Source organism: Bacillus sp. DU-106 (assembly GCF_004799705.1).
Taxonomy (GTDB): domain Bacteria; phylum Bacillota; class Bacilli; order Bacillales; family Bacillaceae_G; genus Bacillus_A; species Bacillus_A cereus.
The window spans coordinates 1,418,277-1,442,157 of record NZ_CP026607.1; the positions used below are offsets into that span (position 1 = coordinate 1,418,277).

The following is a 23,881-nucleotide window of genomic DNA, read 5'->3' on the forward strand; positions in this document are numbered from 1 at the left end:
ATAAAATAGGGGAGTGCATGTCACTTTCCTATTTTATTTTTGTCAACTTTTCTTCTTTTTTGAGAAAAACATGACAAAGTAGCGGTTGATTTTGTAAAATGATGTCGAGGACATTATATGCTGTTCAAAAAAAATACATAGTTTTGGAAAAAAATTGAACAAAATTTATTATTCTTGTGAAGCATAATATGGGAAGTGAAACATTTAGAAGATTGCTTAAATAAACGAGAATAGCGCAACATAATAGTTAAAGAAGGGTAGGTGTGAACCGCTGAGGTGAGAGTGCGCAGCGGGTAGAGATGGAAAATGAATCAAGAATTTTAATTGTAGATGATGAGGATCGTATTCGTCGTTTATTGAAAATGTACTTAGAAAGAGAACAATATACGATTGAAGAAGCAGATAATGGTGATACAGCTTTAGAAATGGCGTTGCAAAATGATTACGATTTAATCTTATTAGATCTTATGATGCCTGGTAAAGATGGCATTGAAGTATGTAAAGGGGTTCGTGAGAAGAAAGCGACACCAATTATTATGCTGACAGCAAAAGGTGAAGAAGTAAATAGAGTACAAGGATTTGAAGTTGGAACAGATGATTATATTGTAAAGCCATTTAGTCCACGTGAGGTCGTACTACGTGTGAAAGCGGTATTACGTCGTGCTGTACCAACAACATTCTTTACACAAGATACAACGACAAAAGATGTTACTGTATTCCCGCACTTAACAATTGATAACGATGCACACCGTGTTACTGCAGATGGTAATGAAGTAAACTTAACGCCGAAAGAATATGAGTTACTATTATTTTTAGCGAAAGCTCCTGATAAAGTATTCGATCGTGAGCAACTGTTAAAAGAAGTATGGCAATATGAATTCTTCGGAGATTTACGTACAGTTGATACACATGTAAAGCGTTTACGTGAGAAGTTAAGCAAAAAATCACCAGATGCAGCGAAAATGATCGTTACTGTTTGGGGTGTAGGTTACAAATTTGAGGTTGTGAACGACTGATGCTTTGGAGAAGTGTAGTAGGGAAGTTATGGATGACCATATTACTTCTCGTTTCGTTTGTTCTTGGATTTGTTGCGATTTTACTTTCACAGTTTTTTAGAACGTATTATGTTGATATGAGTGAAGCTAGGCTTCAAAAAGTTGCAACAAGTGTTTCAGAGTTAATTGAAGAAGGTGCCGATGTAAAAACGATTGAGAATATCGCTTACAAATTCTCTGACCCACTTTCAAGGATTATTATTGTAGAAGATGGTAAAGAAATCTCTTCTTCACCGAAACAAGAAGGGTTAGTCACTCTTACAATGGATGACTTAAAAGAAGATAAAGAATTAGCGGCTGTGTTTACAGACAAAAAAGAAATTAAGAATAATATTAGAAAAGCGTCTAATAGTAGGAAGAATAAAAACACCGAAAATGATATTATGATCGTCGGAAAACCAGTGCAATCAAAAAATCAAAGTGCAGTGTTCGTATATGAATCTTTACAAGTACCGATACAAGGTATGGAAAGAACAACTGATTTTATTTTCTTATCGGCTGGAATTGCGATTATATTAACAACCTTCTTTGCCTTCTTCTTATCTACTCGGATTACAGCACCGCTTCGTAAAATGCGTGAGGTTGCTTTTGAAGTGTCACGTGGGAAGTTTGATGCAAAGGCTCCTATGGTATCTCAGGATGAGATTGGTGAGCTTGCAACGGCCTTAAATCAAATGGGAAAACAGTTGAAGTTTAATATGAACGCCTTGCAACAAGAAAAAGAGCAGTTAGCAAGTATTTTGAGTAGTATGGCAGATGGGGTTATTACGTTAAATCAAGAAGGTGAAGTCGTTGTAATCAATCCGCCGGCCGAACATTTCTTACAAGTTTGGCAAGAAGAAAAAGAGATAGAGCTCAGTAAAAAACTACCTTCTGAACTTGTGGAATTATTCCATCTCGTTGTAGAAAGCGAACAACAACAAGTTGTTGAAATTAATTTACAAAAAGGAAACTATGTAGTTCTTATGACGCCGCTTTACAATCAAACGAAAATTCGTGGAGCTGTAGCAGTGCTGCGAGATATGACGGAAGAACGTCGTCTTGAAAAGATGCGTCAAGATTTTATTGCGAATGTATCACATGAACTTCGTACACCAATGGTCATGCTGCAAGGGTATAGTGAAGCGATTTTAGATGATATTGTGCAAACGAAAGAGGAAATAGATGAGTTTGTTCAAATTATTTATGATGAATCTGTTCGTTTAGGTAAACTTGTAAATGAATTGTTAGATTTAGCTCGTATGGAAAGCGGTCATGTAGAGTTACATATTGGTGAAGTGGATATACATCCGTTTGTTGAAAAAATTGGTCGTAAATTCCAAGGGATTGCAAAGGATAAAGAGGTCGCGTTAACGGTTGATTTCAAAGGTCCAATTGAACAATACCCGTTTGATGCAGATCGTATGGAACAAGTATTGACGAATTTAATTGATAACGCAATACGTCATACGAATGCAGGCGGACATGTAACGCTTGTAATTGATACGAAAAATAACGGTCTTATTTTTGAAGTACAAGATTCGGGTGCAGGCATTCCAGAAGAAGATATTCCATTTTTATTTGATCGTTTCTATAAAGCTGATAAAGCAAGAACACGTGGGAAAAAGGGTGGAACAGGACTCGGGCTTGCGATTGCGAAAAATATTGTTCAAGGCCATGATGGTAAAATTTCTGTATCAAGTGTTGTTGGAGAAGGAACTACATTCTCTGTATATTTACCGAATCGTATAATTTAGATATGCGTTTTTAAAGTTGATAATGAATAAAGTTCTGCTGTTTTTTATTTTTTTGTAAACTCAATTAAATAAAGAATGGTAGAACTTTTTTCTATGTTGCTCGAATAAAGAATAATAAGAGAGGTGCTGTGAAGAAATGAAATTATATACAAAAACAGGAGATAAAGGAACGACAAGTGTAATAGGTGGCAGGGTTGATAAAGATGATATCCGTGTGGAAGCGTATGGAACAATAGACGAGGCAAATTCTCATATTGGATATGCAATGACTAAGCTTCAAGGCGGGGCTTTTATAGATATTTACAATGAGCTCGAAAATATTCAACATGAACTATTTGATTGCGGAGGAGACTTGGCAATAGTGGAACAAAAAATTCCTTATAAAGTGACAATTGTGATGGTTGAAAGTTTAGAAAGAAAGATTGATTTATATATAGAAGAAGCCCCGCCACTAGAACGCTTTATTTTGCCAGGTGGTAGCGAGGCAGCGGCTACTATTCATATTGCACGTACTGTTGTAAGGAGAGCAGAACGCTCTATAGTATCATTGCAAAAAGAAGTGAAAATAAATGAAGTTGTATTAAAGTATGTAAATAGATTATCTGATTATTTGTTTGCGATAGCTCGAGTAATAAATGCCCGATTACAAGTGAAAGATGTGGAGTATAACCGTAGTGCATTAGTTTTTCGTGATAAGAAAGAGAAGGAAGTGGAGTAATTCACTTTCTTTTTTGTATACTTTTTTCTGTAATATACCAAAATAGAGAAGGTATGGTGGTAATTAGAAAACGGAGGATGTATATGAAAGTTTTAAAATGCGGTGTCATGTTATTGAGTATACTGTTTGTATCTCAATTACATGTTTATGCAGAAGAAAATCGATGGACATGGCCTGTTGAAGGTCAGATAAGTGATTATTTTGGGACAAGGCATGGAAAACACTATGGTATTGATGTAGCTGCGCCGATTGGAACGCCTGTGGCAGCTATCCAAGATGGTAAGGTAACGAGGTCTTATTATTCAAGTAGTTATGGAAATGTTGTATTTATTAAACACGGAGAATATGAGGCTGTATATGCACATTTAAATAAGAGATATGTGGATCAAGGAGATTATATTTCCAAAGGAGAAAAAATTGGAGAAGTAGGGAACACGGGAGAATCGCGAGGTGCGCACTTACATCTAGAACTTCATCAAGGAAGATGGACGATGGCGAAAAAGAATGCGATGAACCCATTGCTTGTTTTAAGTGAACAAAGAAATGAAGTTGTTTCTTCGTCATTATATGTCGTACAAAAAGGGGATACTTTAGTTAGTATTGCACGGAAATTTAGTATGACACTTAAGGAAATTAAAGAAAAAAATGGATTGCAGCAAGAGCTAATTTATCCTAATCAACAATTATATGTTAAGTAAAGGAAACGCTTCAAAAATTAAACTTTGAACAAATTTATGTTCTTCTTAAATAAGATTCAATGTAAATGAAATTATATGGGCGCTTTTGCTAGAACTATTGAGTGAATCAGAGCATCTATATCTAAAAGAAAACCGTCCCAAAATTTATTTTGGGACGGCTTCTTTTACCAAAAAATAAAGACACATATAAATCCAGAAATAGCTAAATAGCTATATAAGTAAAAAACTTTTGTTCTTGTTTTCTCTTTTGTTCGAAACAGTACGATAGTCGGTTCAATTAAACCGATTGTCAAACAAAGTAGGCCAAGAAGCATACAACCAATCGAGATAGAATACAGGGCGATTTGTGGTGCTTGAAATGGAATCATCCATTTTAATAAAAATGCAATAAGTGCAGTGTAACAAATACTACCGATGTATTTATTCAGTGGTGTATTAGAACGAAAACCAGGAAGTTTTTTTAAGAAAGAGCGGGAAACAACTTCTGTTTGTAAAGATGTATGCTCTTCAATAATTTTTTGAGCTTCTTTTCCTTTTTGAAAAAGAGATAAGATCCAATTTCGCTCACCCTGAAAAATAAATTGAGAAGTTGTCAAATAGTGATCAATCTTCACTTTATTCCAACTCTTCCACGGATGACGCTCACACAATTTTAATTTACTTTCTGTTTTTTTATCATACTGATAAATACTGATGCCATCTTCATCGAAAGTAGCATAGTATGTCTCGTTTGAGAATGTGCCTAAATCAATTGGGCAGTAGAAAAGTAATTCTTTTTTTAAGTAAAAGTATTCTTTTCTTAAGTTTTTTTTCATTGCTTCTCGAATAGAATGTCTCTTGTCTTTTTTCATGACATTTCCTCCATAACTCAGAAAATGTTCTTATCTTAACAATTCAATATCTTATCACTTTTAATTATATATGACTAGGTAATTCAAAAGAGAAATGCCGAATAATAAAAAATATGGATTGTATTGTAAAATATCTCGCAATTTATTTGTTGTTACGAAAAATAAATAACTAATTTTAAATAAGTTACAATTTTTTAGTTCACAATGTTATGAGGTTGTTGTATAATGAAGGGGAAAATAGAATATCGGTCTATCTTCGGGGCAGGGTGAAAATCCCGACCGGCGGTGATGAACTATTTATGATTTTGTTCTAAGCCCGCGAGCCGTTAAGGCAGGATTTGGTGTGATTCCAAAGCCGACAGTATAGTCTGGATGGGAGAAGATGGAGGTTCAAGCGTTCAAAAAAGATATGGATTTGAACGTCTGTTTGATGTGCCTTAAATTCTCCCTTTGTGTAAAACACAAAGGGTTTTTTCGTTCTATGAAAAAATAGGCATAGCAGAACCTTTCCACTTTCCATGAGATGATCGATGGAAAAGGAGAGAGAAAGATGAAACAAAAAAACAGTGTAGTGCAGATGGTGAGTGTAGCGATGCTAAGTAGTATTGCATATTTACTAATGATGTTGGATTTCCCGTTCCCAGGGCTTCCGCCATTTTTGAAAATTGATTTTAGTGATGTACCAGCTCTAATTGCGGCAATTATCTTTGGACCAGTAGCAGGAGTGATTGTAGAGGCGATAAAGAACATTTTACATTACGGGATTCAAGGAAGTTTAACGGGAGTACCAGTTGGAGAAATTGCAAACTTTATTGCAGGATGTTTATTTATTGGGCCAGCAGCTTTCTTATTTAGAAAGTATCGTACTGTGAAGAGTTTAACTACAGGATTAATGCTAGGGACAATTACAATGGCACTTATTATGAGTGTATTAAACTACATCATCATATTCCCGGCGTACACTTGGTTTTTAAATTCACCAGCTATGTCTAGCGAAGCTATAAAAACAACGGTTGTAACGGCAATCTTACCATTTAATTTAATTAAAGGGATTGTTGTAACAATTGTATTTGTAGCATTATTTTCACGCCTGAAAGTATGGGTGTTTGCAAAAATGAAAAATGCATAATATATACTAAAACCATTAGTAGTGTGAAACTACTAATGGTTTTTTATTAAGGAAAATAAAATTTAGATACAAAAAACGCCCCTCATCAATAGGAGGGGCGTTTTTTGAAGTTAATAAAAGACTATTCGAATTTTAAAGCGTCTCCGTCGAATGATTCGTCAGCAACTTTAATTGAGTCAGTTGGACAGCCTTCGAATGCATCCATCATATCTTCAATTAATACATCTGGAATTTCAACGATACCTTGGTTATCATCTAATGTTACAAATGCAATACCTTCATCATCATAGTCATAAATGTCTGGTGCAGCAGCGCCACAAGCACCACATGCAATACAAGTATCTTTATCAACGATTGTATATTTTGCCATCTTTTTTCCCTCCTGATAATATGTATGTGAAAAGCTCGCCATAAAAATTATAACCTTATTGTAAAACGGTTTGTAAAACTTTTCAACATAAAATTATAATGATAATGCTTATCAATTAGAGTGTCAACTTATTTTTGAATTATGTCATAAGATTTTCAAAATACGTAAATATGATTTCGTTTGATACAATAGAATATATACAAGTATATAGTTCTTATATGATAAGTTTAATGAGCGACAGTAGATAGTGTAATTGTACTGAAAAGAATGAAGTTAAGATTGGAAGGTGGAAGCGGTCATGCAAATACAATATACTTTGTTGCATTGTTTAAAACAATTGAATGGTGAAAGAACCGTTTCTTCTATTTATTATTTACTAAAGGGCAAACGTTCTTCGCAAACTTTACAAGATGGAAATATGTTCCGAATTTCTTTTTTGTTCGGAATATATAAATCATTAAATAGAAATGACTATGATGGTGAAGTTGCAAAGTTGTTGCAAGCGGATTTTATTCAAGAAATACATGAAAATACATATGTGTTAACACCTACGGGTAAAATGCAGTTACATAAATGGGAGGAAGTTTATGCTTTTCCGGCGCATTTGCATGGTTTACATTATGGTGAATTAGGTGAAACATTTTGGAAAAGATTATCATTAATTATTCAAACCATATCAAATTTACAACAGAATAATACGAGATTTATTCCAATTCAGCAAGATACAGAAATAATGATGTGGGTGAAACGTTTTCTAACAGGAAGGCCATATAAGAGAAGTGAGTTGGCGAGAAAACTATGGACGGAAGTACATAATCTTTTAGAAAAGAGTAATGCGATAGAAGCGACGATTGTAACATATCGATTAACGGGTTATGAACGCATTGGTTGTACATTGCAACAATTAGCAGAAATTACGAAACAAGATATATTCAGGGTGTATTTTTTATTTTGGGGTACAATACATTTCTTTATACAAGAAGTTCGTGATAAAGAAAATGAATTTCCACTATTAGCTGAAATTATATCTTATCCAAATGAGAGAGCTGAATTATTTAGTTTATCCACGAAAAAAACATATAATTTTTGGAGACAAGGACGTTCTTTAGAAGAAATAGCGACGATTCGGAATTTAAAGGTTGCAACGATAGAAGATCATTTTGTTGAAATTGCTTTGCGAGAAAAAGATTTTTCTATTGAAATGTTTATGGAAAAAGAAAAGATAGACAAAGTAATAAAAGTAATTGAAGCATTGCAAACGCGGAAGTTACGTGTTTTGAAACAAGCGGTTGGAGAAGATATCTCTTATTTTGAAGTTCGTCTTGTATTAGCGCGGATGGAGGGTGTAAATGAAACTTGAAGAATATTTATATAAGTGGTTTGGATATTCTGAATTTCGTCCAGGTCAAAAAGGAGTAATTACAGATTTATTAGAAGGAAAAGATGTGATAGCAATGCTTCCGACTGGAAGAGGGAAATCTATGTGCTATCAGTTTCCGGGGCTTATGCGAGAAGGAACAGTGCTTGTTGTATCACCGTTATTATCTTTAATGGAAGATCAAGTGACACAATTAAAGTATGTTGTGAAAAACCGAGTGATAGCATTTAATAGTTTTCGGACATTAAATGAAAAAAGAGAAGCGATGAAAAAATTATCTTCATATAAATTTATTTTTGTTTCACCAGAGATGTTGCAGTCGGAGTTATTAATTAGGGAATTGAAGAAAATTCATATTTCATTATTTGTTGTTGATGAGGCTCATTGTATTTCTCAATGGGGTTATGATTTTAGACCGGACTATAAAAAACTAAATGTAGTTATTGAAAATATTGGTTCTCCTACAGTATTAGCATTGACAGCCACAGCGACAAAAGGGGTACTGCAGGATATCGCAGATAGTTTAAATTTAAAGGGTGCCGCGGAACATGTATACTCTATTGATCGTCCTAATATTGCAATGGATGTGCAATTTGTAGAGACGATAGAAGAAAAGAAAGAGGCGCTTTTAGAGCAGGTGATGTATTTACAAGGGCCGGGGATTGTATATTGCTCAAGTAGAGCGTGGACAGAAAGGTTAACGGAATACTTGAGAGGGAAAGGTGTTACTGGTGTAGCTTTTTATCATGGTGGTATGGAACATGAAGAGCGTATGTTAATTCAACAGCAGTTTATGAACGATCAATTGCAACTTGTAATATGCACAAGTGCATTTGGTATGGGGGTAAATAAGGCGAATACGCGATATATTATTCATTTTCATTATCCAACTAATATAGCCTCTTACTTACAAGAAATCGGAAGAGCTGGAAGAGATGGCGAACCGAGTATAGCTATTTTATTATGTAGTCCGTTGGATCATGATTTACCAATTTCAATCATTGAGGATGAATTGCCAAGTAAGTCACAAATAAAATTTTTATTTTCTTTACTACAAGAAAGAATATTTCAAACGAAGGAATTACCAATAGAAGATGTAGAAGAAATTTGTTATAATGCAGCAAGATTTAATGAGCAATATTGGCGTTTCGTTCGTTATCATCTCGAACAGGTTGGAATTATACAACAACGAAGATTATTGTTAGAAGGTTTGTCAGATGAAATCATGAACCGATTAATAGCTGAAGTAGAAATAAGGTTGCGTAATAAATATAGTGAGCTAGAAAATATGAAGTCATGGATACAAGTTAAAGGGTGTAGACGTGAATATGTGCTGCAACAGTTCGGTTATAGGAAAGAGCAAGAGTTAATTAATTGCTGCGATTATTGCGGTATTACCAAAGAAGATTATAAAAAAAGACGAGCGCAACAATCGGATTTCGACTATAATTGGGAAACAGAGTTACAAAAGCTTTTCGGCCTAGAAAAGATGGAGGAATGATGAACATTCAAAGGCATAATGTTGAAGATATGAGTCCGCAGGAAATAAGGCTGAATCTATATATAACACAGTTAATTATTATCGGTATTGGCTGTTTACTGGCATATATATTATTTCAAGATGTAAAAGAAGTCTTTAATTTATGGAAATGGGAACCAGTATCTATACTTATTATAGGTGGTTTGTTAGCGATTGGTATTGTGTTATTAGATTATGTTGCAATGCGAGTGTTTCCGGAGTCATGGTTTGATGATGGTGGTATTAACGATAAGATGTTTCGAGGAATGTCCGTTCTACACTTACTCGTTATTACGTTCTTGATTGGTTTTGCAGAAGAATTTTTATTTAGAGGTGTAGTACAGACTCATTTTGGAATTGTAATTGCGAGCTTCGTATTTGCAGTGTTACATATTCGTTATATAACAAAGCCATTTTTATTTTGTTTCGTCTGTTTCATTAGTTTTGTCTTTGGTTATGTATTTGAATGGACAGGAAATTTGTTTATAACAATCTTTGCACACTTTCTTGTTGATTTTATAATGGGACTCCAATTAAGAAAATAAATGGAAGGTGGTGGTGAACAACATGAGGAAACGAATTCCTGATTTTGAAGAGGAATTAGAAGTTGAGCGAGTGGAAGAAAAAGAAAGTTTACCGCCGCGTAGTGAAATTCATAGAAATAAAGAGAAAAAACAAAAGTTTAAAATAAATCACATTTTCGTCCGGGTTTTAACATTTCTATTCATTCTTCTGCCGATTAGTATTTTGTGGTACACGGATAAATATATTCAGGTGAAGGGTGATAGTAATAATGCTGGAAAAAGTGCGTTTGAAGTAATCTTCTTTGATTCAGCTAAATCTGAGTCGCAGAAACATTCTGAAAAAGTAATAACGCATACTGTGAAAGAGGGAGAAACTTTAGAAAGTATAGCGAAGCAATATTTTTCAGATGGAAATGGAATTGAAGTAATTAAAAAGTATAATAACTTGCAGGAAGATGAAGTGAGTGCAGGTCAAGAATTAAAAATTCCGATAAAAGATAAGTCCACAAAGCAAGAAAGCTAGCGAGTTAAGCGATCACAGTTTGTTATAAAAGCCTAGGATTATCTTTATGAGGAGGGAGTCAAAAATATGATATGGATTATATTATTCAGTACTCTCATAGGCATGGGGATTTTATTACTTTTTGTGATGTATAAAGAAGCGATGCGTAATACGGTGTTGGAACATACTTTAGTATTTAAAGAATTTCCGAAAAGTTTTCAAAAAGTAAATGTGTTTTTTATTTCTGATATTCATAGAAGGGTCATTTCGAATTTGTTAATTGAACAAGTAAAAGGAAAAGTAGATCTCGTAATTATCGGAGGAGATTTAGCAGAGAAAGGTGTCTCTTTATCAAAAATCTCTGCGAATATTCAAAAGTTAAGAGAGATAGGTCCTGTATATTTTGTGTGGGGAAACAATGATTATGAGATAGAATATCATGAATTAGATGCGTTATTATTAGAAAATAACGTAAAAGTTTTAGATAATACAAGAGTGGTATTTGAGTCTGAATTAGGAGAGAAAATTTGTTTGCTCGGTATAGATGATGTTGGATTGCACCGTGATCGTCTAGATTTGGCATTGGCGGATTGTAAAGAAGAGGGTTTTCGTATCCTAGTTAGTCACAACCCTGATATAATAAAAAAAATGTCTGGAAATGAACAGATTTCACTTGTGTTAAGTGGACATACGCATGGAGGACAAATCCGATTATTCCCATCTAAAAAATATTTAAAAGGTGGCGTATATAACCATTTGAATACGATTCTCTTTGTTAGTAATGGGTATGGAACAACATTGATACCACTTCGTTTCCGAGCACCTGCTCAAACACATATCATTACATTGTGCGGAGGGAAATGATGCCAACTCTTAGTGGGAAATATAATATAAAAGCCGTTTCGAATATAATTGGAGTTCAGCCGAGTACGCTTCGTGCATGGGAAAGACGATATCAAATTATTGCCCCAAAGCGGAATCAAGCTGGGCATCGCTTATATACAGAAGAGCATATTCAAATTTTAAAATGGTTAATGGAAAAAGTTTCTTCCGGTATGATGATTGGACAAGCAGTTCAGTTATTAGAAGAGAATCGTTTGCAGAGTACAGTTCAAAAAGAGATACATTTCGATAAAGAAGTTGTTTTAGTGGACGATTTGCTACAAGCTTTGTTAAAATTTGATGAAATTACAATTGCTGCATTATTAAACGAAGCTTTTAGTATATATTCAACAGAAAAGGTTGTTGCCAGTATCGTTCTTCGAGTGACAGACAAATTATTAACGTCAAAAAATAATAATGAGATTTCAATGGTGCAATTTCAATATGCACTATCATTTTTACAAACGCGTCTAGGGATGGTGTATCACAATGCCTCAATGTTTTCCTCTTTATACAAAGTTATTGTGTTAGAAAAGGATGCATTGAAAGGATTTATTTTTTCAACTTATTTACGCTTAAAAGGATATGAGGCGATATATATTAGGACAAGCTTAGCTGAAGATGGTATGTTATCAGCGGTAGAGGAAATACAGCCGAAATATGTATTTATATCTTTTGCTGACGAACAAGAAATGAAAAAGACGATGAACTTTATAAATTTATTACAAGAAAAAAGGGAATCTCTTTCTGTTGGATTTATCGGAAAGCTAGGCGTTCTAAACCAGTTGGACATTGAAACAATCTTAATTGGTGATACGAAAGAAGAATGGGATGGATGGTTAAAAATGTCGGAATAGTTGTTCGAAAAGAACCATCTATTTTCTATTTCATATAATAAAAATTAGATGCATTGGTTACGTAGGGAGGGTATGAGATGAGGCTGGAACGATTAAATTACAATAAGATAAAAATTTTTCTAACATTTGATGATTTATCTGAACGAGGATTAACGAAAGAAGATTTATGGAGAAATGCACCGAAAGTACAGCAATTATTTCGTGATATGATGCAAGAAGCAAATAAGGAATTAGGGTTTGAAGCAGATGGTCCGATTGCAGTTGAAGTGTTTTCTCTACAAGCACAAGGGATGGTTGTAATTGTAACGAAAGAAAATCAAGAAATGGATACAGATGATGAGTTCCGTGACGAGTTTATTGAAATGCAAGTGACTCTAGATGAAAGTGAGCATATATTATATGAGTTTGCTACGCTAGATGACGTAATTAACCTGTCGAATCGCTTATATAACCTTGGTGTAACTGGCGGAAAGCTATATACGTGGGATGAGCGCTTCTATCTTTGGGTGGAAGAAGAGGAACAAATTCAATTGTTAAAGGCGGATTTTATAGCTATTTTAGCGGAATACGGTAATCCGTCTACAGCAACCATTTATCGCATCATGGAGTACGGTAAAGAATTAATGGATGTTAACGCGATAGAACAAATACACAATTACTTTGTGAAAAAACAAAACCTCAGCTAATACAACATAGCTGAGGTTTTGTTTTTATTTGGAGAAGGGAAGGGATGATTGTAAATACTCGAACATACTTTTTGAAAATAAAATATGCAGTTTTATGGGAGTGTGGTTGATGAAAATAAAAAATATTTAAATATTTAAGTATTTTACTTTTCTAAAAGTAATAAAAGGACTATAATAATAGTGAAAACGCTTGCAACAGAAAATAGTTTGTATATATTTGTTAGCGTTTTCTATTGCATTCCAAATTTAAGGGTGTATACTAGGCAATGAAGGTTTACTAAACAAGTGAAATTACAGGGGGTTTACTTACTATGGTAGCCGAAAAGGGAACTCAAACAAAAACACAACAACAAAGGGAACAACATTTTGAACTATTGAATTCAACACAAATTGTTATTAGTGAAGCGTTAGAAAAATTGGGTTATCCAAACGAAGTATATGAATTATTAAAAGAACCAATTCGTATGATGACAGTGAAAATACCAGTTCGTATGGATGACGGGACTGTTAAAATATTTACAGGATATCGTGCGCAACATAATGATGCTGTTGGTCCAACGAAAGGTGGAATTCGCTTCCATCCGAATGTAACAGAAAATGAAGTGAAAGCACTTTCAATCTGGATGAGTTTAAAATGTGGTATTGTTGATTTACCATATGGTGGAGGTAAGGGTGGAATTATCTGTGATCCACGTGAAATGTCATTCCGTGAGTTAGAAAGATTAAGCCGCGGTTATGTACGAGCAATTAGCCAAATCGTAGGTCCGACGAAAGATATTCCAGCTCCAGATGTATTCACAAACTCTCAAATTATGGCGTGGATGATGGATGAGTATAGCCGTATTGATGAATTTAATTCACCAGGATTTATTACAGGTAAACCGCTTGTATTAGGTGGATCACATGGACGTGAAACAGCAACAGCGAAAGGTGTAACAATTTGTATTCGCGAAGCTGCTAAAAAACGTGGTATTGATATTAAGGGTGCACGCGTTGTTGTTCAAGGATTCGGTAATGCTGGTAGCTTCTTAGCTAAATTTATGCATGATGCAGGTGCGAAAGTTATTGCAATCTCAGATGCTTACGGTGCGTTACATGATCCAAACGGATTAGATATTGATTATTTATTAGACCGTCGTGATAGCTTCGGTACAGTAACAAAGCTATTTAACAATACAATTTCAAACAAAGAATTGTTAGAACTTGATTGCGATATTTTAGTACCAGCTGCAATTGAGAACCAAATTACAGAAGAAAATGCTAATGATATTAAAGCAAAAATCGTTGTTGAAGCTGCAAATGGTCCAACAACATTAGAAGCGACTAAAATTTTAACAGATCGCGGAATTTTGCTTGTTCCAGACGTGTTAGCAAGTGCTGGTGGTGTAACAGTATCTTACTTTGAGTGGGTACAAAACAACCAAGGTTACTACTGGACTGAAGAAGAAGTAGAACAACGTTTAGAAAAAGTAATGGTAAGATCATTTGATTCTATTTATGAAACAGCACAAGTTCGTAAAGTGAACATGCGCTTAGCGGCGTACATGGTTGGTGTTCGTAAAATGGCTGAAGCAAGCCGCTTCAGAGGTTGGGTATAAAATATTATATCTTGAGAAAACGTGATTTCCTTTCGAGGGAATCACGTTTTTTTGTTGAAGTATTAAATGAGGTGTTGTATATGGAGAATGAAATGCTGGAACGAGTAGAACAATTAGAAGAGAAGGTTAAGAGGTTAGAGGGAGAACTTGCAAGAACGATGAAAGCTCGAAAAATAAGTACCGTTCGGATGTTCGGGGAAGGGCTACTGTTTTTGGTATTTGGTGTGGTTGTAGTAGGGCCGATTATTGCCGTTGTAATCTCGATTTTTACTTGGCTTGCTGAAAAATAAAATAAAATAAAAATAAAAAGAACGCTTGTTCTATGCGAACAAACGTGCTATACTCTCCTTAGATAAACAAAACGGAAATGATTTTAAGGAGAGATAAATGATGAAAATGACAGTAGACCAAAGATTTATGATGCCAGTAGATGTTGTAGAGCGAGTGGAAGTATTACGAAACAAACAAAGCAAGCGTGGCACATTATTACAATCGGTAAATAAATTTTTCGGTTTAGATACGAAAGAAGATTGTGTTTGGTTTTACGGTTTTTATGGAGTGGCTGTAAGTATCTTGTTGTTTATGGTGTTCACTTCAAATATTTTCGATTTTCTCTTCGCGTAAGAAATATGCGATAAGGACATTGCTACCGAATACATATATAAGGAAGTAAGGTAATCTTCTAGAGCGGGAGTTGGTAGCAATGGCGATGTTTCCTATAGAGCGCAACTATATTGGATATGGAAGTTCACGACCGGGGATTCCTCTGACTAAAGTGAGATTTATTGTAAGCCATGATACGGGGAATCCTGGAAGCAATGCGATAGGGAATCGAGATTACTTTAATGAATTACAACCGAAAGCTTCGGCGCATACATTTATAGATGATAAAACAATATTGGAGATTATTCCTATAAATGAAGTTGCGTATCATGTTCGATATGGTGTGCCGACGGATAATGACTTATATGGCTATGACGCGAATAAGGCGGCCATTGGAGTGGAACTTTGTTATGGTGGTGATGTTAACTTTTGGGAAGCATATAATCGTTTTACATGGTATCATGCGTATTTATGCCAAAACTTTGGCTTAAATCCGAAAAAAGATATCGTGTCACATAAAACGCTTGATCCAGCTAGAAAGATTGATCCTGAGAATGTATTAGGGAAACAAGGTATTAAATTTCAGCAGTTTTTAGCAGATGTCTATCGGATGTACGTTTCGTTTAGATGACAAATATATGAAAAATGAATACAATAAAGATAGGTGCCTACTGCTGTAAGTAGGTTTTTTCTTGTTTTTATAAATAGTGTATTGGTAGAAGACTAGGAGTGGACGAGTATGCAGAAAGAAACAGTTATTATAATCGGAGGCGGTCCGTGCGGATTAGCGGCTGCAATTTCGTTGCAAAAGGTAGGGATAAATCCGTTAGTAATTGAAAAAGGAAACATTGTAAATGCCATTTATAATTATCCAACTCATCAAACATTTTTCTCTTCTAGTGAAAAATTAGAAATTGGTGATGTAGCTTTTATTACAGAAAATCGTAAGCCAGTTCGAAATCAAGCGCTTGCGTATTATCGTGAAGTAGTAAGACGTAAATCTGTACGTGTAAATGCTTTTGAGCGAGTGGAGAAAGTTCAAAAAGATGGAGAAGCTTTTCAGGTTGAGACGACAAAGCGTGACGGAAGTAAGGAAATATATATAGCGAAATATATTGTTGTAGCAACTGGATATTATGATAATCCAAATTATATGAATGTTCCAGGTGAGGAATTGAAGAAAGTAGCTCACTATTTTAAAGAGGGGCATCCTTATTTTGATCGAGATGTAGTAGTTATAGGTGGGAAAAACTCGAGTGTAGATGCCGCGTTAGAACTTGTTAAATCTGGTGCACGTGTAACGGTACTGTATCGTGGAAGTGAGTATTCACCAAGCATAAAGCCTTGGATTTTGCCGGAATTTGAGGCGTTAGTACGAAATGGTACAATTCAAATGCATTTTGGGGCTCATGTGAAAGAAATTACTGAGCATACATTAACGTTTACAGTTGATGGTGAAGCTCTTACAATCAAAAACGATTTTGTATTTGCGATGACTGGTTATCATCCTGATCATAGCTTCTTAACGAAGATGGGTGTTCAGATTGATGAAGAAACAGGACGTCCAATTTATACAGAGGATAGAATGGAAACGAATGCTGAAAATATTTTCATTGCAGGTGTCATTGCTGCTGGAAATAATGCAAATGAAATATTTATCGAGAACGGAAGATTTCATGGAGATGCGATTGCGCAAACCATTGCATCAAGAGAAAAATAAAAAGGAGCTGTCGGGAAAACCTCGACAGCTCCTTTTTATTCGTGCATAAACATATTTTGAATGGATTCATGAGAATTTGTATTCTCTAATGCAACAAGTAATTTAATGCGTGCTTTTTGTGCATTTAAGCCGTATGTGAATACAATGCCCATATCTTTTAAGTGTTTACCGCCACCTTCATACGAATATACGTCTTGAACGATACCGTTGAAACAGCGAGAAACTAATACGACAGGAATACCTCTATTTAATAATCTTTCTAGACTAGGTAGTGTTCTTGGAGGGAGATTACCTTGTCCAAGAGCTTCGATAACAATGCCGTCTACAGGAAGATTTTCGATTGCTGCTAATAATGTATCATCCATGCCAGCATATGCTTTTAGAACAACTACATTTTTAGACACTTTGTTTATCGTATATGTTTCGTGATGTACTAAAGCGTGATGGAAGACAACGCCGCGTTTTGTTACCATTCCAATTGGTCCGTATTGTGGGCTTTGGAATGTTGCAACATTACTTGTATGTGTTTTCGTTACATTTGTAGCGCAATGAATTTCGTCGTTTAATACGACTAAAACACCTTTTTCTGCAGCTTCATCACAACTAGCAACTTTTACAGCTGATAAGAAGTTATATAGACCATCAGCACCTAACTCATTGCTAGAGCGCATTGCACCTGTCACTACGATCGGAATAGTTGCTTGTACTGTTAAATCTAAGAAATAAGCTGTTTCTTCTAATGTATCCGTGCCATGCGTAATGACTACGCCATGAATGTTGTCTTGTTTTACTCTTTCATCAATGATGACTTGTAATTGTAACATTTCGCTCGGTGTCATATGAGGAGATGGTAGGTGGAACACATCTTCAACGATTAAATCAACATCGCCTTCTAAATCAGGAATGAATTTTAAAAGAGGATTTTTTTCACCTGGTTGTACGACCCCAGTTTCTTTATCTTCCTCCATTGCAATTGTTCCACCTGTGTGTAAAACTAGGATTCTTTTCAATGCTTATACCCCTTTCAAGTAAAAAAATACATTTAGAACATAACATGTTTTGAGTAAATTCGACAATGGAAATGTATAAAAGTATGCCTCGAAAATGACAATAAAATTAACTGCTATATGTACGATGTATAAAATCATGAAACGAAATGTGCAAATATAGTATAGGAGGGAAGAATTCCGGTGAAAAAGATGGAGAGAATTTTTATTCGTATATTAATAATACAATTCATTTGTCTTTCTGTTGTGCAATTGTTATTTATACATAAGTCATCAGTGAAATATTTATCTAAAATTGTTTATTATGAGGGTGTCATGGTAAAAAACAAAGTGGAAATCTTGCAGGTGAATAGGTAGTTTTCATTTTCTTCTATGAAGGATTATGCTACAATAATTGAGGATTTAATGACGTGAAGCAAATGAGAAGAAGCAGGGTGAACACCTGCTTTTCGTTTTGTTTTATAAGTGAAAAAATGAGGTGTTACAATGGATAAACGAATTTCAATTGCTATAGATGGTCCAGCAGCTGCTGGGAAAAGTACAGTGGCAAAAGTTATTGCGAAGGAACTTTCTTACGTTTATATTGATACAGGCGCAATGTACCGTACGCTTACATATGCAGCCCTTGAACAAAAAGTAGACATTGAAAATGAAGAGCAGTTAATGGAAGTTGTAAAGAATGTAAATATTGAGTTTCAGCAAGGAGAAAATACACAGCTTGTATTTTTAAATGGACAAGATGTTTCTGAAGTAATTCGTACACCTGATGTGACGAATCGAGTATCTATTGTAGCGAAACATCGCCTTGTTCGTGAAGAAATGGTACGTCGTCAGCAAGAGTTAGCGAAAAAAGGCGGCGTTGTAATGGACGGCCGTGATATTGGTACACATGTATTGCCGGATGCTGAAGTGAAAATCTTTATGCTTGCTTCTGTTGAAGAAAGAGCGGAAAGAAGACATTTAGAAAATTTAAATAAAGGTTTCGATTCTAATTTAGAGCAGCTACAAGAAGAAATTGCTCAGCGTGATAAATTAGATTCAGAACGCGAAGTTTCTCCACTAAAAAAGGCTGATGATGCATTGGAATTAGATACGACTTCTTTATCAATTGAAGAAGTTGTCCAAAAAATTATGAGCATTGTTTCTGGAGTGTTTGCGAAATAAAGAAAGGGGATAGTCCTCTTTCTTTTTTTGTTTAAATAGAAATGTAAAGGATACGTGAATTGTGAGTCTCTTTCCTTGACAAATGAGCTGATTTGTAAGAAGTTAGTTAAAGAGGAATAAAACTGTCAGAATATATTCGCTATTATATTTCAAAACATACTTTTTTCAAGCTGGTTTTGCTGTATACTATTTATATAGGTTTAATATATTTTCTTGTGAATGTTATTGAAAAAGAGTATGTGATGAGAAATTCTTAAACATGCAAATGAAAACTTTGTTTTCATTTCGTATATACATAAAAAATGCTTTGTCAATTCTGTAGGGAGGTATTTCCATGGTAGAGAAAATGAATGAAGAAGTTATGGATTCAAAAGAATTACAAGTTGGTGACGTTGTTACAGGTTCTGTAACGAAGGTTGAAGAGAAACAAGTGCTTGTAAATGTTGGATACAAAACAGATGGCGTAATTCCAATTAGTGAATTAGCTAACGTTCATATTGAAAAAGCAAGCGATGTTGTAGAATTAGATCAAACACTAGAGTTGAAAATTATTAAATTAGAAGAAGATGATCTTGTCTTATCTAAACGTGCTGTTGATGCAGAAAAAGCATGGGTAGAACTACAAGAGAAATTTACTTCTGGTCATGTATTTGATGTTACTGTAAAAGATATTGTGAATGGCGGATTAGTTGTGGACCTTGGTGTTCGCGGTTTTATTCCAGCTTCACTTGTAGAAGTACATTATGTAGAAGACTTTACTGACTATAAAGGTAAAACATTAGCGGTGAAAATTGTTGAATTAGACCGTGAAAAAAATCGTGTAATCCTTTCGCATAAAGCGGTAGTAGAATTAGAACTAGATTCTAAGAAAAAAGAAGCAATTTCTTCATTAAAAGAAGGGGACGTTGTTGAAGGAACAGTACAACGATTAACTGACTTTGGCGCATTCGTTAACGTTGGTGGAGTGGACGGTTTAGTTCACATTTCACAAATTTCACACGAACGTGTAGAGCAACCTTCTGAAGTGTTAGAGCAAGGTCAAAAGGTTAAGGTAAAGGTGTTATCTGTTGATGCTGATACACAACGTATTTCTTTATCAATTAAAGCAGCTCAACCAGGACCTTGGGAAACCGTTGCTGGCGAAATAAAAGCTGGAGATATTCGTGAGGGAGTAGTAAAACGCCTTGTTACATTTGGTGCATTCGTTGAGATTTTACCGGGCGTTGAAGGGCTTGTACACGTATCTCAAATTGCAAATCGTCACGTGAAAAATCCGAATGAAGTATTGGAAATGGGACAAGAAGTAAAAGTGAAAGTACTTGAAGTTCACGTAGCAGAGAAACGTATTTCTTTAAGTATAAAAGAAGCGCTTGAGGAAAATAATGTAACTGAAGATTATAGTCAGTATGAGCCAAATGCTGATTCTGCTACTTTCCAATTAAGTGATATTATTGGTGAACAACTGAAAAAATTAAAGAAATAATGAGGGGTACAAGTGGTAAGGGCAAAACGTAAATTAGATCATATTGAATACGCTCTTTCTACTGGTCAGTCTCGTACGCATGGCTTTCATGATATTGATTTTGTGCATCAAAGCTTGCCAAATTCAAATTATGACACAATAACATGTGAAACAAAAATCGGCGAACTTTCACTAAGTTCGCCGATTTTTATCAATGCGATGACTGGTGGTGGGGGAGAGAAAACGTTACATATTAATGAGCAATTAGCATATGTAGCGAAACATCATAACCTTGCTATGGCTGTAGGTTCGCAAATGGCGGCGTTAAAAGATGAAAGTGAAGCTGCTTCTTATAAGGTGATTAGAAAGGTAAACCCAAATGGTATTTTCTTTGCTAATTTAGGTAGTGAGGCAACTATCGAGCAGGCAGAGCGCGCCGTTGATATGATTGAAGCGAATGCATTACAAATTCATTTAAATGTCATACAAGAGTTAACGATGCCAGAAGGAGACCGTGATTTTACTGGAGTACTTCAGCGCATTGAGAAAATTGTTTTAAATAGTAAAGTTCCTATCATTGTAAAAGAAGTTGGATTTGGGATGAGTAAGGAAACAATGCAACAGTTAGTGAACGTAGGTGTAACAGCAATTGATATTGGTGGGCAAGGTGGTACGAATTTTGCTGCTGTTGAAAACGAAAGAAGACAGCGAATGCTTTCTTATTTTAATAACTGGGGCATACAAACAGCAACCTCGATTATTGAAGCAACCTCTACAAATAATAACCTCTCTTTTATTGCATCTGGGGGTATACAAACAGCGCTTGACGTAGCGAAAGCAATCGCATTAGGGGCGAATACAACTGCGTTTGCTGGTTATTTTTTACGTATTTTAATGCAAGATGGTATCGAGAAGTTAGTAGATGAAATTGAGCTTCTACATACAGATTTGAAATTTATAATGACAGCTCTTGGTGCAAAGACGATAGAAGAGTTGCAATCTGTACCTCTTGTTGTAAAGGGTGAAACATATCATTGGTTAATGCAGCGTGGTATTGATACTGCGCATTATAGTAGGAGATAAAAAATCAACCATTCGGTTGATTTTTTTTGTTCTATTCTTTTTCGTAATATAAAGTGGAGAATGGAATTAGTATTATATAAAAATATAATTTCGTAAAAATTGTAATTGAAAAAGGGTTGAAAAATGTAGATGGTGTGTTGTCGAATTACTGGAGAGAACTTAATTTTTAATGGGAATAGGTGAAGGTAAAAAGAAGTAATGGGAAGATATAGTATGCGAAATATTATTTCGATATAAATAGAAATCATTAAACTGATTATGTAAAAGACGGTTTCGTACAATATAGAAACCGTCTTTTTGTATTAATTAGTGCTGGTTTTGTTTTCGAGCCTGTTCTGGTGTATCAAGTCCAGTTGCACCTGGATATTGTAGTGATTGATCACGATCGGATTCAACGCGGCGTGATTCTCGTAGTTTTCGTTCTTGGCGATCTTTACCCATAATGAATAACACCTCCTTGTTAAAAGTGTTGCTGTTATAAGAAAAAACTATGCGTAAATAAAGTGGATTAACTTTCATAAAAAGTTCCCATAATGGAAAACATAGGAGGTGAAGTTGATGGATGGAAGTACTTTTTATTTTGTAGCTTGGATAGGGTGGATCATTGTAACCTTTTTTATGAAAAAGGACCCTATCCGGTGGAAGTTAGGCGCTTGTATACTGATTTTTATAATTTGCTCTCCGTTACATGTAACGATTGCCTCATTCGTGGTATCAGTAAATGCTCTTTTACTTTGTATTATTTCTTTTATAGGGATCACGCTATATTCCGTCTGGAAAAAATTGTATAGCTTACTTTCAGCACTTATTATTGCAATGTTATATACAAGTTTTCATCTGTTAGAAATATATGATCCGATTTGGATTGTGGTGGATAGAGTGTTTCTGCTAAGTAGTGCTCTTGTGTATGCATCGGTGTTATTGCATGGGGATCGCATATTACGATTATGTTCTCTATATGTAGGGATGTTACAAGGAGAGCTGCTAGTGACATTTATTTTTAGGAAATTGAATTTTCCATATGATTACGGTAGTTTAGCATTTTTTGATATCGTCGCCATTTCTACATTATTCATGGCAATATTGTTTTGGATTGCAAAAGCATCAGTATACATGGAACGGTTTAAGAGAAAAACACGTAAAAGAAAGGCGAGGGTAATACATGACTGAATATACACCAGCCATTTTATGCGGCGTAATAGCGGGGACAGTTACAAGGGTGCTAATGCTTCGGACGGATACGCGGCAATATCCGACGAGGCTACATGGGAAAATTATTCATATTGCAATGGGGTTAATTGCAGCTGCTTTAGGAGCGATTGCAATCCCGTCTATTTTGAAAAAAGATTTTTCTGCCATTACATTTCTTACATTAGCAGCGACACAATTTCGTGATGTACGTAATATGGAAAGAAATACGCTTCAACAATTAGATGGGTATGAGCTCGTACCGCGTGGAAATACATACATTGAAGGAATTGCATTGGTTTTTGAAAGTCGCAACTATTTGGCAATGTTAACGTCGTTTGCAACGACGTTTGCGTATATAGGATTCCGTTCATGGATTGCAGGAGTAATTATGGCTATAATCGCATTTTTTATCGCGAAAAAATTAATGTCTGGTAAAAGGCTACATGATCTTGTTGAAATTGAGCACGTTCCGCTTCGTTTTGAAGGAGCGGGGCTTTATATTGACAATATTTACATTATGAATATTGGATTGCCAGCAAGACAAGAAGAAATTATGAAATATGGTATGGGTTTTATTTTAAAGCCGAAATCAATTGATGCGATGGTTACAATCTCAAATTTAGGGCAACGACAAGCTATTTTACACGATGTTTCAGTAGCGTTAGGGATTTATAGAGATTCTGGTACACCAGCGCTTGTACCGTTAGCAAAGCGTGATTTAGAGGATGGCAGGGTTGGGATTTTTGTCCTGCCGCAAGATCAAGATGCAGAGAAAGCGATAGGTGTCATAGGAAATGTACCAACGTTAGAAAGTGCTGTCCATATGTCATCGGAAGCCCCAAAAGGAAGGGGAGATAAGAGATGATGTTAGAAAGTGTTATTCTGGCAGTTATAACAACGACTCCAGAAAAATTTGCAGGTGGTGCTCCTTTATTCGTTTGCGAATCGACGGAGGAACTAGAATTTGTTGCAAATAATTTAGAAGCAATTTTAGATGGTATAGCACATCGCTTACAAGAGAATGTATATATTATTGTGAAACATTAGCAACGTGTGTTATAATGTGAGGTGTTTTGATACGTTGAGAAATATTCTGGAATGCAAATCCCTTCTTGCACAAAGAAGGGTTTTTTACATAATAAACAGAA

At 35.1% G+C, this 23,881-nt stretch carries 28 protein-coding genes and 1 riboswitch; of the genes, 24 read left to right on the forward strand and 4 right to left on the reverse strand.

Annotated features, from left to right (window positions below; all coding sequences use genetic code 11):
- The first annotated feature begins 299 nt into the window (after positions 1 to 299).
- From resD to C3Y97_RS07365, 4 genes are all read left to right on the forward strand, one after another.
- On the forward strand, positions 300 to 1,016 hold the full coding sequence (gene resD / locus C3Y97_RS07350) for a DNA-binding response regulator ResD (RefSeq protein ID WP_000426861.1): 717 nt from the start codon (positions 300 to 302) through the stop codon (positions 1,014 to 1,016).
- A complete protein-coding gene (gene resE / locus C3Y97_RS07355) occupies positions 1,016 to 2,791 on the forward strand; it encodes a sensor histidine kinase ResE (protein ID WP_000964677.1) in 1,776 nt (591 codons plus the stop codon). The genes resD and resE overlap by 1 nt, the downstream gene beginning before the upstream one ends.
- 136 nt (positions 2,792 to 2,927) lie before the next feature.
- Positions 2,928 to 3,509 (forward strand): cob(I)yrinic acid a,c-diamide adenosyltransferase, encoded by a 582-nt coding sequence (locus C3Y97_RS07360; RefSeq protein ID WP_000781268.1) that lies wholly within the window; start codon positions 2,928 to 2,930, stop codon positions 3,507 to 3,509.
- 83 nt (positions 3,510 to 3,592) lie between these two features.
- Entirely contained in the window at positions 3,593 to 4,207 is a 615-nt protein-coding gene (locus C3Y97_RS07365; protein ID WP_000866117.1) for a peptidoglycan DD-metalloendopeptidase family protein, read from the forward strand.
- A 164-nt stretch (positions 4,208 to 4,371) separates the two neighbouring features.
- Here the strand turns inward: C3Y97_RS07365 and C3Y97_RS07370 are convergent, their stop codons facing one another.
- The gene (locus C3Y97_RS07370) at positions 4,372 to 5,058 is read right to left on the reverse strand and encodes a hypothetical protein (RefSeq protein WP_000710837.1); all 687 of its coding nucleotides are present in this window, start codon (positions 5,056 to 5,058) and stop codon (positions 4,372 to 4,374) included.
- A 248-nt stretch (positions 5,059 to 5,306) separates the two neighbouring features.
- Positions 5,307 to 5,446: riboswitch (FMN riboswitch) on the forward strand.
- 162 nt (positions 5,447 to 5,608) lie between these two features.
- Here C3Y97_RS07370 and C3Y97_RS07375 point away from each other — a divergent pair.
- Positions 5,609 to 6,187, forward strand: a complete 579-nt coding sequence (locus C3Y97_RS07375) for an ECF transporter S component (RefSeq protein ID WP_000810855.1) — start codon at positions 5,609 to 5,611, stop codon at positions 6,185 to 6,187.
- A 121-nt stretch (positions 6,188 to 6,308) separates the two neighbouring features.
- On the opposite strand, the gene C3Y97_RS07380 is transcribed toward C3Y97_RS07375, so the two are convergent.
- Positions 6,309 to 6,557, reverse strand: coding sequence for a ferredoxin (locus tag C3Y97_RS07380; RefSeq protein ID WP_001151993.1), 249 nt, complete (start codon positions 6,555 to 6,557; stop codon positions 6,309 to 6,311).
- Positions 6,558 to 6,855: 298 nt separating this feature from the next.
- Here C3Y97_RS07380 and C3Y97_RS07385 point away from each other — a divergent pair, with 298 nt between their 5' ends.
- From C3Y97_RS07385 to C3Y97_RS07440, 12 genes are all read left to right on the forward strand, one after another.
- Positions 6,856 to 7,917: a YpbB family protein gene (locus tag C3Y97_RS07385; protein WP_001167004.1), complete on the forward strand. Its 1,062-nt coding sequence runs from the start codon at positions 6,856 to 6,858 to the stop codon at positions 7,915 to 7,917.
- Positions 7,907 to 9,436 (forward strand): ATP-dependent DNA helicase RecQ, encoded by a 1,530-nt coding sequence (gene recQ / locus C3Y97_RS07390; protein WP_000762973.1) that lies wholly within the window; start codon positions 7,907 to 7,909, stop codon positions 9,434 to 9,436. The genes C3Y97_RS07385 and recQ overlap by 11 nt, the downstream gene beginning before the upstream one ends.
- Positions 9,436 to 9,999 carry a CPBP family intramembrane glutamic endopeptidase gene (locus tag C3Y97_RS07395; RefSeq protein ID WP_001025780.1) on the forward strand — a complete coding sequence of 188 codons (564 nt, stop codon included), beginning with the start codon at positions 9,436 to 9,438 and terminating at the stop codon, positions 9,997 to 9,999. Before recQ ends, C3Y97_RS07395 begins: the two co-directional genes overlap by 1 nt.
- Before the next feature lie 22 nt (positions 10,000 to 10,021).
- Positions 10,022 to 10,501 carry a LysM peptidoglycan-binding domain-containing protein gene (locus C3Y97_RS07400; RefSeq protein ID WP_001231553.1) on the forward strand — a complete coding sequence of 160 codons (480 nt, stop codon included), beginning with the start codon at positions 10,022 to 10,024 and terminating at the stop codon, positions 10,499 to 10,501.
- A 66-nt stretch (positions 10,502 to 10,567) separates the two neighbouring features.
- Complete coding sequence (locus C3Y97_RS07405) at positions 10,568 to 11,344, forward strand: metallophosphoesterase (RefSeq protein WP_000637793.1); 777 nt, start codon at positions 10,568 to 10,570, stop codon at positions 11,342 to 11,344.
- A complete protein-coding gene (locus C3Y97_RS07410; protein WP_001142720.1) occupies positions 11,344 to 12,219 on the forward strand; it encodes a MerR family transcriptional regulator in 876 nt (291 codons plus the stop codon). Before C3Y97_RS07405 ends, C3Y97_RS07410 begins: the two co-directional genes overlap by 1 nt.
- 77 nt (positions 12,220 to 12,296) lie before the next feature.
- Positions 12,297 to 12,905: a genetic competence negative regulator gene (locus tag C3Y97_RS07415; protein WP_001235402.1), complete on the forward strand. Its 609-nt coding sequence runs from the start codon at positions 12,297 to 12,299 to the stop codon at positions 12,903 to 12,905.
- Positions 12,906 to 13,216: 311 nt separating this feature from the next.
- Positions 13,217 to 14,503, forward strand: a complete 1,287-nt coding sequence (gudB, locus tag C3Y97_RS07420) for an NAD-specific glutamate dehydrogenase (protein ID WP_000225173.1) — start codon at positions 13,217 to 13,219, stop codon at positions 14,501 to 14,503.
- Positions 14,504 to 14,583: 80 nt separating this feature from the next.
- Positions 14,584 to 14,793 (forward strand): hypothetical protein, encoded by a 210-nt coding sequence (locus tag C3Y97_RS07425; RefSeq protein WP_000426763.1) that lies wholly within the window; start codon positions 14,584 to 14,586, stop codon positions 14,791 to 14,793.
- A gap of 97 nt (positions 14,794 to 14,890) precedes the next feature.
- Positions 14,891 to 15,127: a DUF3961 domain-containing protein gene (locus C3Y97_RS07430; protein WP_136363234.1), complete on the forward strand. Its 237-nt coding sequence runs from the start codon at positions 14,891 to 14,893 to the stop codon at positions 15,125 to 15,127.
- Between the two features lie 79 nt (positions 15,128 to 15,206).
- A complete protein-coding gene (locus C3Y97_RS07435) occupies positions 15,207 to 15,737 on the forward strand; it encodes a peptidoglycan recognition protein family protein (RefSeq protein ID WP_001240655.1) in 531 nt (176 codons plus the stop codon).
- A gap of 108 nt (positions 15,738 to 15,845) precedes the next feature.
- Complete coding sequence (locus tag C3Y97_RS07440; RefSeq protein ID WP_001168522.1) at positions 15,846 to 16,826, forward strand: YpdA family putative bacillithiol disulfide reductase; 981 nt, start codon at positions 15,846 to 15,848, stop codon at positions 16,824 to 16,826.
- 35 nt (positions 16,827 to 16,861) lie between these two features.
- On the opposite strand, the gene ansA is transcribed toward C3Y97_RS07440, so the two are convergent.
- Positions 16,862 to 17,836 carry an asparaginase gene (gene ansA, locus C3Y97_RS07445; protein ID WP_000822010.1) on the reverse strand — a complete coding sequence of 325 codons (975 nt, stop codon included), beginning with the start codon at positions 17,834 to 17,836 and terminating at the stop codon, positions 16,862 to 16,864.
- Between the two features lie 180 nt (positions 17,837 to 18,016).
- On the opposite strand from ansA, the gene C3Y97_RS27795 reads away from it, so the two are divergent.
- From C3Y97_RS27795 to C3Y97_RS07460, 4 genes are all read left to right on the forward strand, one after another.
- Positions 18,017 to 18,190, forward strand: a complete 174-nt coding sequence (locus C3Y97_RS27795) for a YpfB family protein (protein WP_000738057.1) — start codon at positions 18,017 to 18,019, stop codon at positions 18,188 to 18,190.
- Positions 18,191 to 18,319: 129 nt separating this feature from the next.
- The gene (cmk, locus tag C3Y97_RS07450) at positions 18,320 to 18,997 is read left to right on the forward strand and encodes a (d)CMP kinase (RefSeq protein WP_136363236.1); all 678 of its coding nucleotides are present in this window, start codon (positions 18,320 to 18,322) and stop codon (positions 18,995 to 18,997) included.
- 334 nt (positions 18,998 to 19,331) lie between these two features.
- Positions 19,332 to 20,480 carry a 30S ribosomal protein S1 gene (rpsA, locus tag C3Y97_RS07455; RefSeq protein ID WP_136363238.1) on the forward strand — a complete coding sequence of 383 codons (1,149 nt, stop codon included), beginning with the start codon at positions 19,332 to 19,334 and terminating at the stop codon, positions 20,478 to 20,480.
- A gap of 12 nt (positions 20,481 to 20,492) precedes the next feature.
- Positions 20,493 to 21,542: a type 2 isopentenyl-diphosphate Delta-isomerase gene (locus C3Y97_RS07460; protein ID WP_000251036.1), complete on the forward strand. Its 1,050-nt coding sequence runs from the start codon at positions 20,493 to 20,495 to the stop codon at positions 21,540 to 21,542.
- Between the two features lie 306 nt (positions 21,543 to 21,848).
- On the opposite strand, the gene C3Y97_RS07465 is transcribed toward C3Y97_RS07460, so the two are convergent.
- Positions 21,849 to 21,983 carry a YpzI family protein gene (locus C3Y97_RS07465; RefSeq protein ID WP_000513900.1) on the reverse strand — a complete coding sequence of 45 codons (135 nt, stop codon included), beginning with the start codon at positions 21,981 to 21,983 and terminating at the stop codon, positions 21,849 to 21,851.
- Positions 21,984 to 22,100: 117 nt separating this feature from the next.
- Between C3Y97_RS07465 and C3Y97_RS07470 the strand changes: the two genes are divergently transcribed.
- Genes C3Y97_RS07470 through C3Y97_RS07480 form a run of 3 tightly spaced genes read left to right on the forward strand, consistent with a single transcriptional unit; the run spans position 22,101 to position 23,780 of the window.
- Positions 22,101 to 22,712, forward strand: a complete 612-nt coding sequence (locus tag C3Y97_RS07470) for a YphA family membrane protein (protein WP_000349103.1) — start codon at positions 22,101 to 22,103, stop codon at positions 22,710 to 22,712.
- Positions 22,705 to 23,598 carry a YIEGIA family protein gene (locus C3Y97_RS07475; protein ID WP_000141596.1) on the forward strand — a complete coding sequence of 298 codons (894 nt, stop codon included), beginning with the start codon at positions 22,705 to 22,707 and terminating at the stop codon, positions 23,596 to 23,598. Before C3Y97_RS07470 ends, C3Y97_RS07475 begins: the two co-directional genes overlap by 8 nt.
- The gene (locus C3Y97_RS07480) at positions 23,595 to 23,780 is read left to right on the forward strand and encodes a capping complex subunit for YIEGIA (RefSeq protein ID WP_000979059.1); all 186 of its coding nucleotides are present in this window, start codon (positions 23,595 to 23,597) and stop codon (positions 23,778 to 23,780) included. The genes C3Y97_RS07475 and C3Y97_RS07480 overlap by 4 nt, the downstream gene beginning before the upstream one ends.
- Positions 23,781 to 23,881: the final 101 nt, after the last annotated feature.

Coding starts and splice junctions, on each gene's coding strand:
- C3Y97_RS07430 (WP_136363234.1), top strand. CDS start 14,891: ATGATGAAAATGACAGTAGACCAAAGATTTATGATGCCAGTAGATGTT.
- C3Y97_RS07365 (WP_000866117.1), top strand. CDS start 3,593: ATGAAAGTTTTAAAATGCGGTGTCATGTTATTGAGTATACTGTTTGTA.
- C3Y97_RS07375 (WP_000810855.1), top strand. CDS start 5,609: ATGAAACAAAAAAACAGTGTAGTGCAGATGGTGAGTGTAGCGATGCTA.
- C3Y97_RS07385 (WP_001167004.1), top strand. CDS start 6,856: ATGCAAATACAATATACTTTGTTGCATTGTTTAAAACAATTGAATGGT.
- C3Y97_RS07425 (WP_000426763.1), top strand. CDS start 14,584: ATGGAGAATGAAATGCTGGAACGAGTAGAACAATTAGAAGAGAAGGTT.
- C3Y97_RS07435 (WP_001240655.1), top strand. CDS start 15,207: ATGGCGATGTTTCCTATAGAGCGCAACTATATTGGATATGGAAGTTCA.
- resE (WP_000964677.1), top strand. CDS start 1,016: ATGCTTTGGAGAAGTGTAGTAGGGAAGTTATGGATGACCATATTACTT.
- C3Y97_RS07415 (WP_001235402.1), top strand. CDS start 12,297: ATGAGGCTGGAACGATTAAATTACAATAAGATAAAAATTTTTCTAACA.
- C3Y97_RS07440 (WP_001168522.1), top strand. CDS start 15,846: ATGCAGAAAGAAACAGTTATTATAATCGGAGGCGGTCCGTGCGGATTA.
- C3Y97_RS07405 (WP_000637793.1), top strand. CDS start 10,568: ATGATATGGATTATATTATTCAGTACTCTCATAGGCATGGGGATTTTA.
- C3Y97_RS07395 (WP_001025780.1), top strand. CDS start 9,436: ATGAACATTCAAAGGCATAATGTTGAAGATATGAGTCCGCAGGAAATA.
- gudB (WP_000225173.1), top strand. CDS start 13,217: ATGGTAGCCGAAAAGGGAACTCAAACAAAAACACAACAACAAAGGGAA.
- recQ (WP_000762973.1), top strand. CDS start 7,907: ATGAAACTTGAAGAATATTTATATAAGTGGTTTGGATATTCTGAATTT.
- C3Y97_RS07480 (WP_000979059.1), top strand. CDS start 23,595: ATGATGTTAGAAAGTGTTATTCTGGCAGTTATAACAACGACTCCAGAA.
- C3Y97_RS07465 (WP_000513900.1), bottom strand. CDS start 21,983: ATGGGTAAAGATCGCCAAGAACGAAAACTACGAGAATCACGCCGCGTT.
- C3Y97_RS07475 (WP_000141596.1), top strand. CDS start 22,705: ATGACTGAATATACACCAGCCATTTTATGCGGCGTAATAGCGGGGACA.
- rpsA (WP_136363238.1), top strand. CDS start 19,332: ATGGTAGAGAAAATGAATGAAGAAGTTATGGATTCAAAAGAATTACAA.
- C3Y97_RS07380 (WP_001151993.1), bottom strand. CDS start 6,557: ATGGCAAAATATACAATCGTTGATAAAGATACTTGTATTGCATGTGGT.
- cmk (WP_136363236.1), top strand. CDS start 18,320: ATGGATAAACGAATTTCAATTGCTATAGATGGTCCAGCAGCTGCTGGG.
- C3Y97_RS07400 (WP_001231553.1), top strand. CDS start 10,022: ATGAGGAAACGAATTCCTGATTTTGAAGAGGAATTAGAAGTTGAGCGA.
- resD (WP_000426861.1), top strand. CDS start 300: ATGGAAAATGAATCAAGAATTTTAATTGTAGATGATGAGGATCGTATT.
- C3Y97_RS07360 (WP_000781268.1), top strand. CDS start 2,928: ATGAAATTATATACAAAAACAGGAGATAAAGGAACGACAAGTGTAATA.
- C3Y97_RS07370 (WP_000710837.1), bottom strand. CDS start 5,058: ATGAAAAAAGACAAGAGACATTCTATTCGAGAAGCAATGAAAAAAAAC.
- C3Y97_RS07410 (WP_001142720.1), top strand. CDS start 11,344: ATGCCAACTCTTAGTGGGAAATATAATATAAAAGCCGTTTCGAATATA.
- C3Y97_RS07470 (WP_000349103.1), top strand. CDS start 22,101: ATGGATGGAAGTACTTTTTATTTTGTAGCTTGGATAGGGTGGATCATT.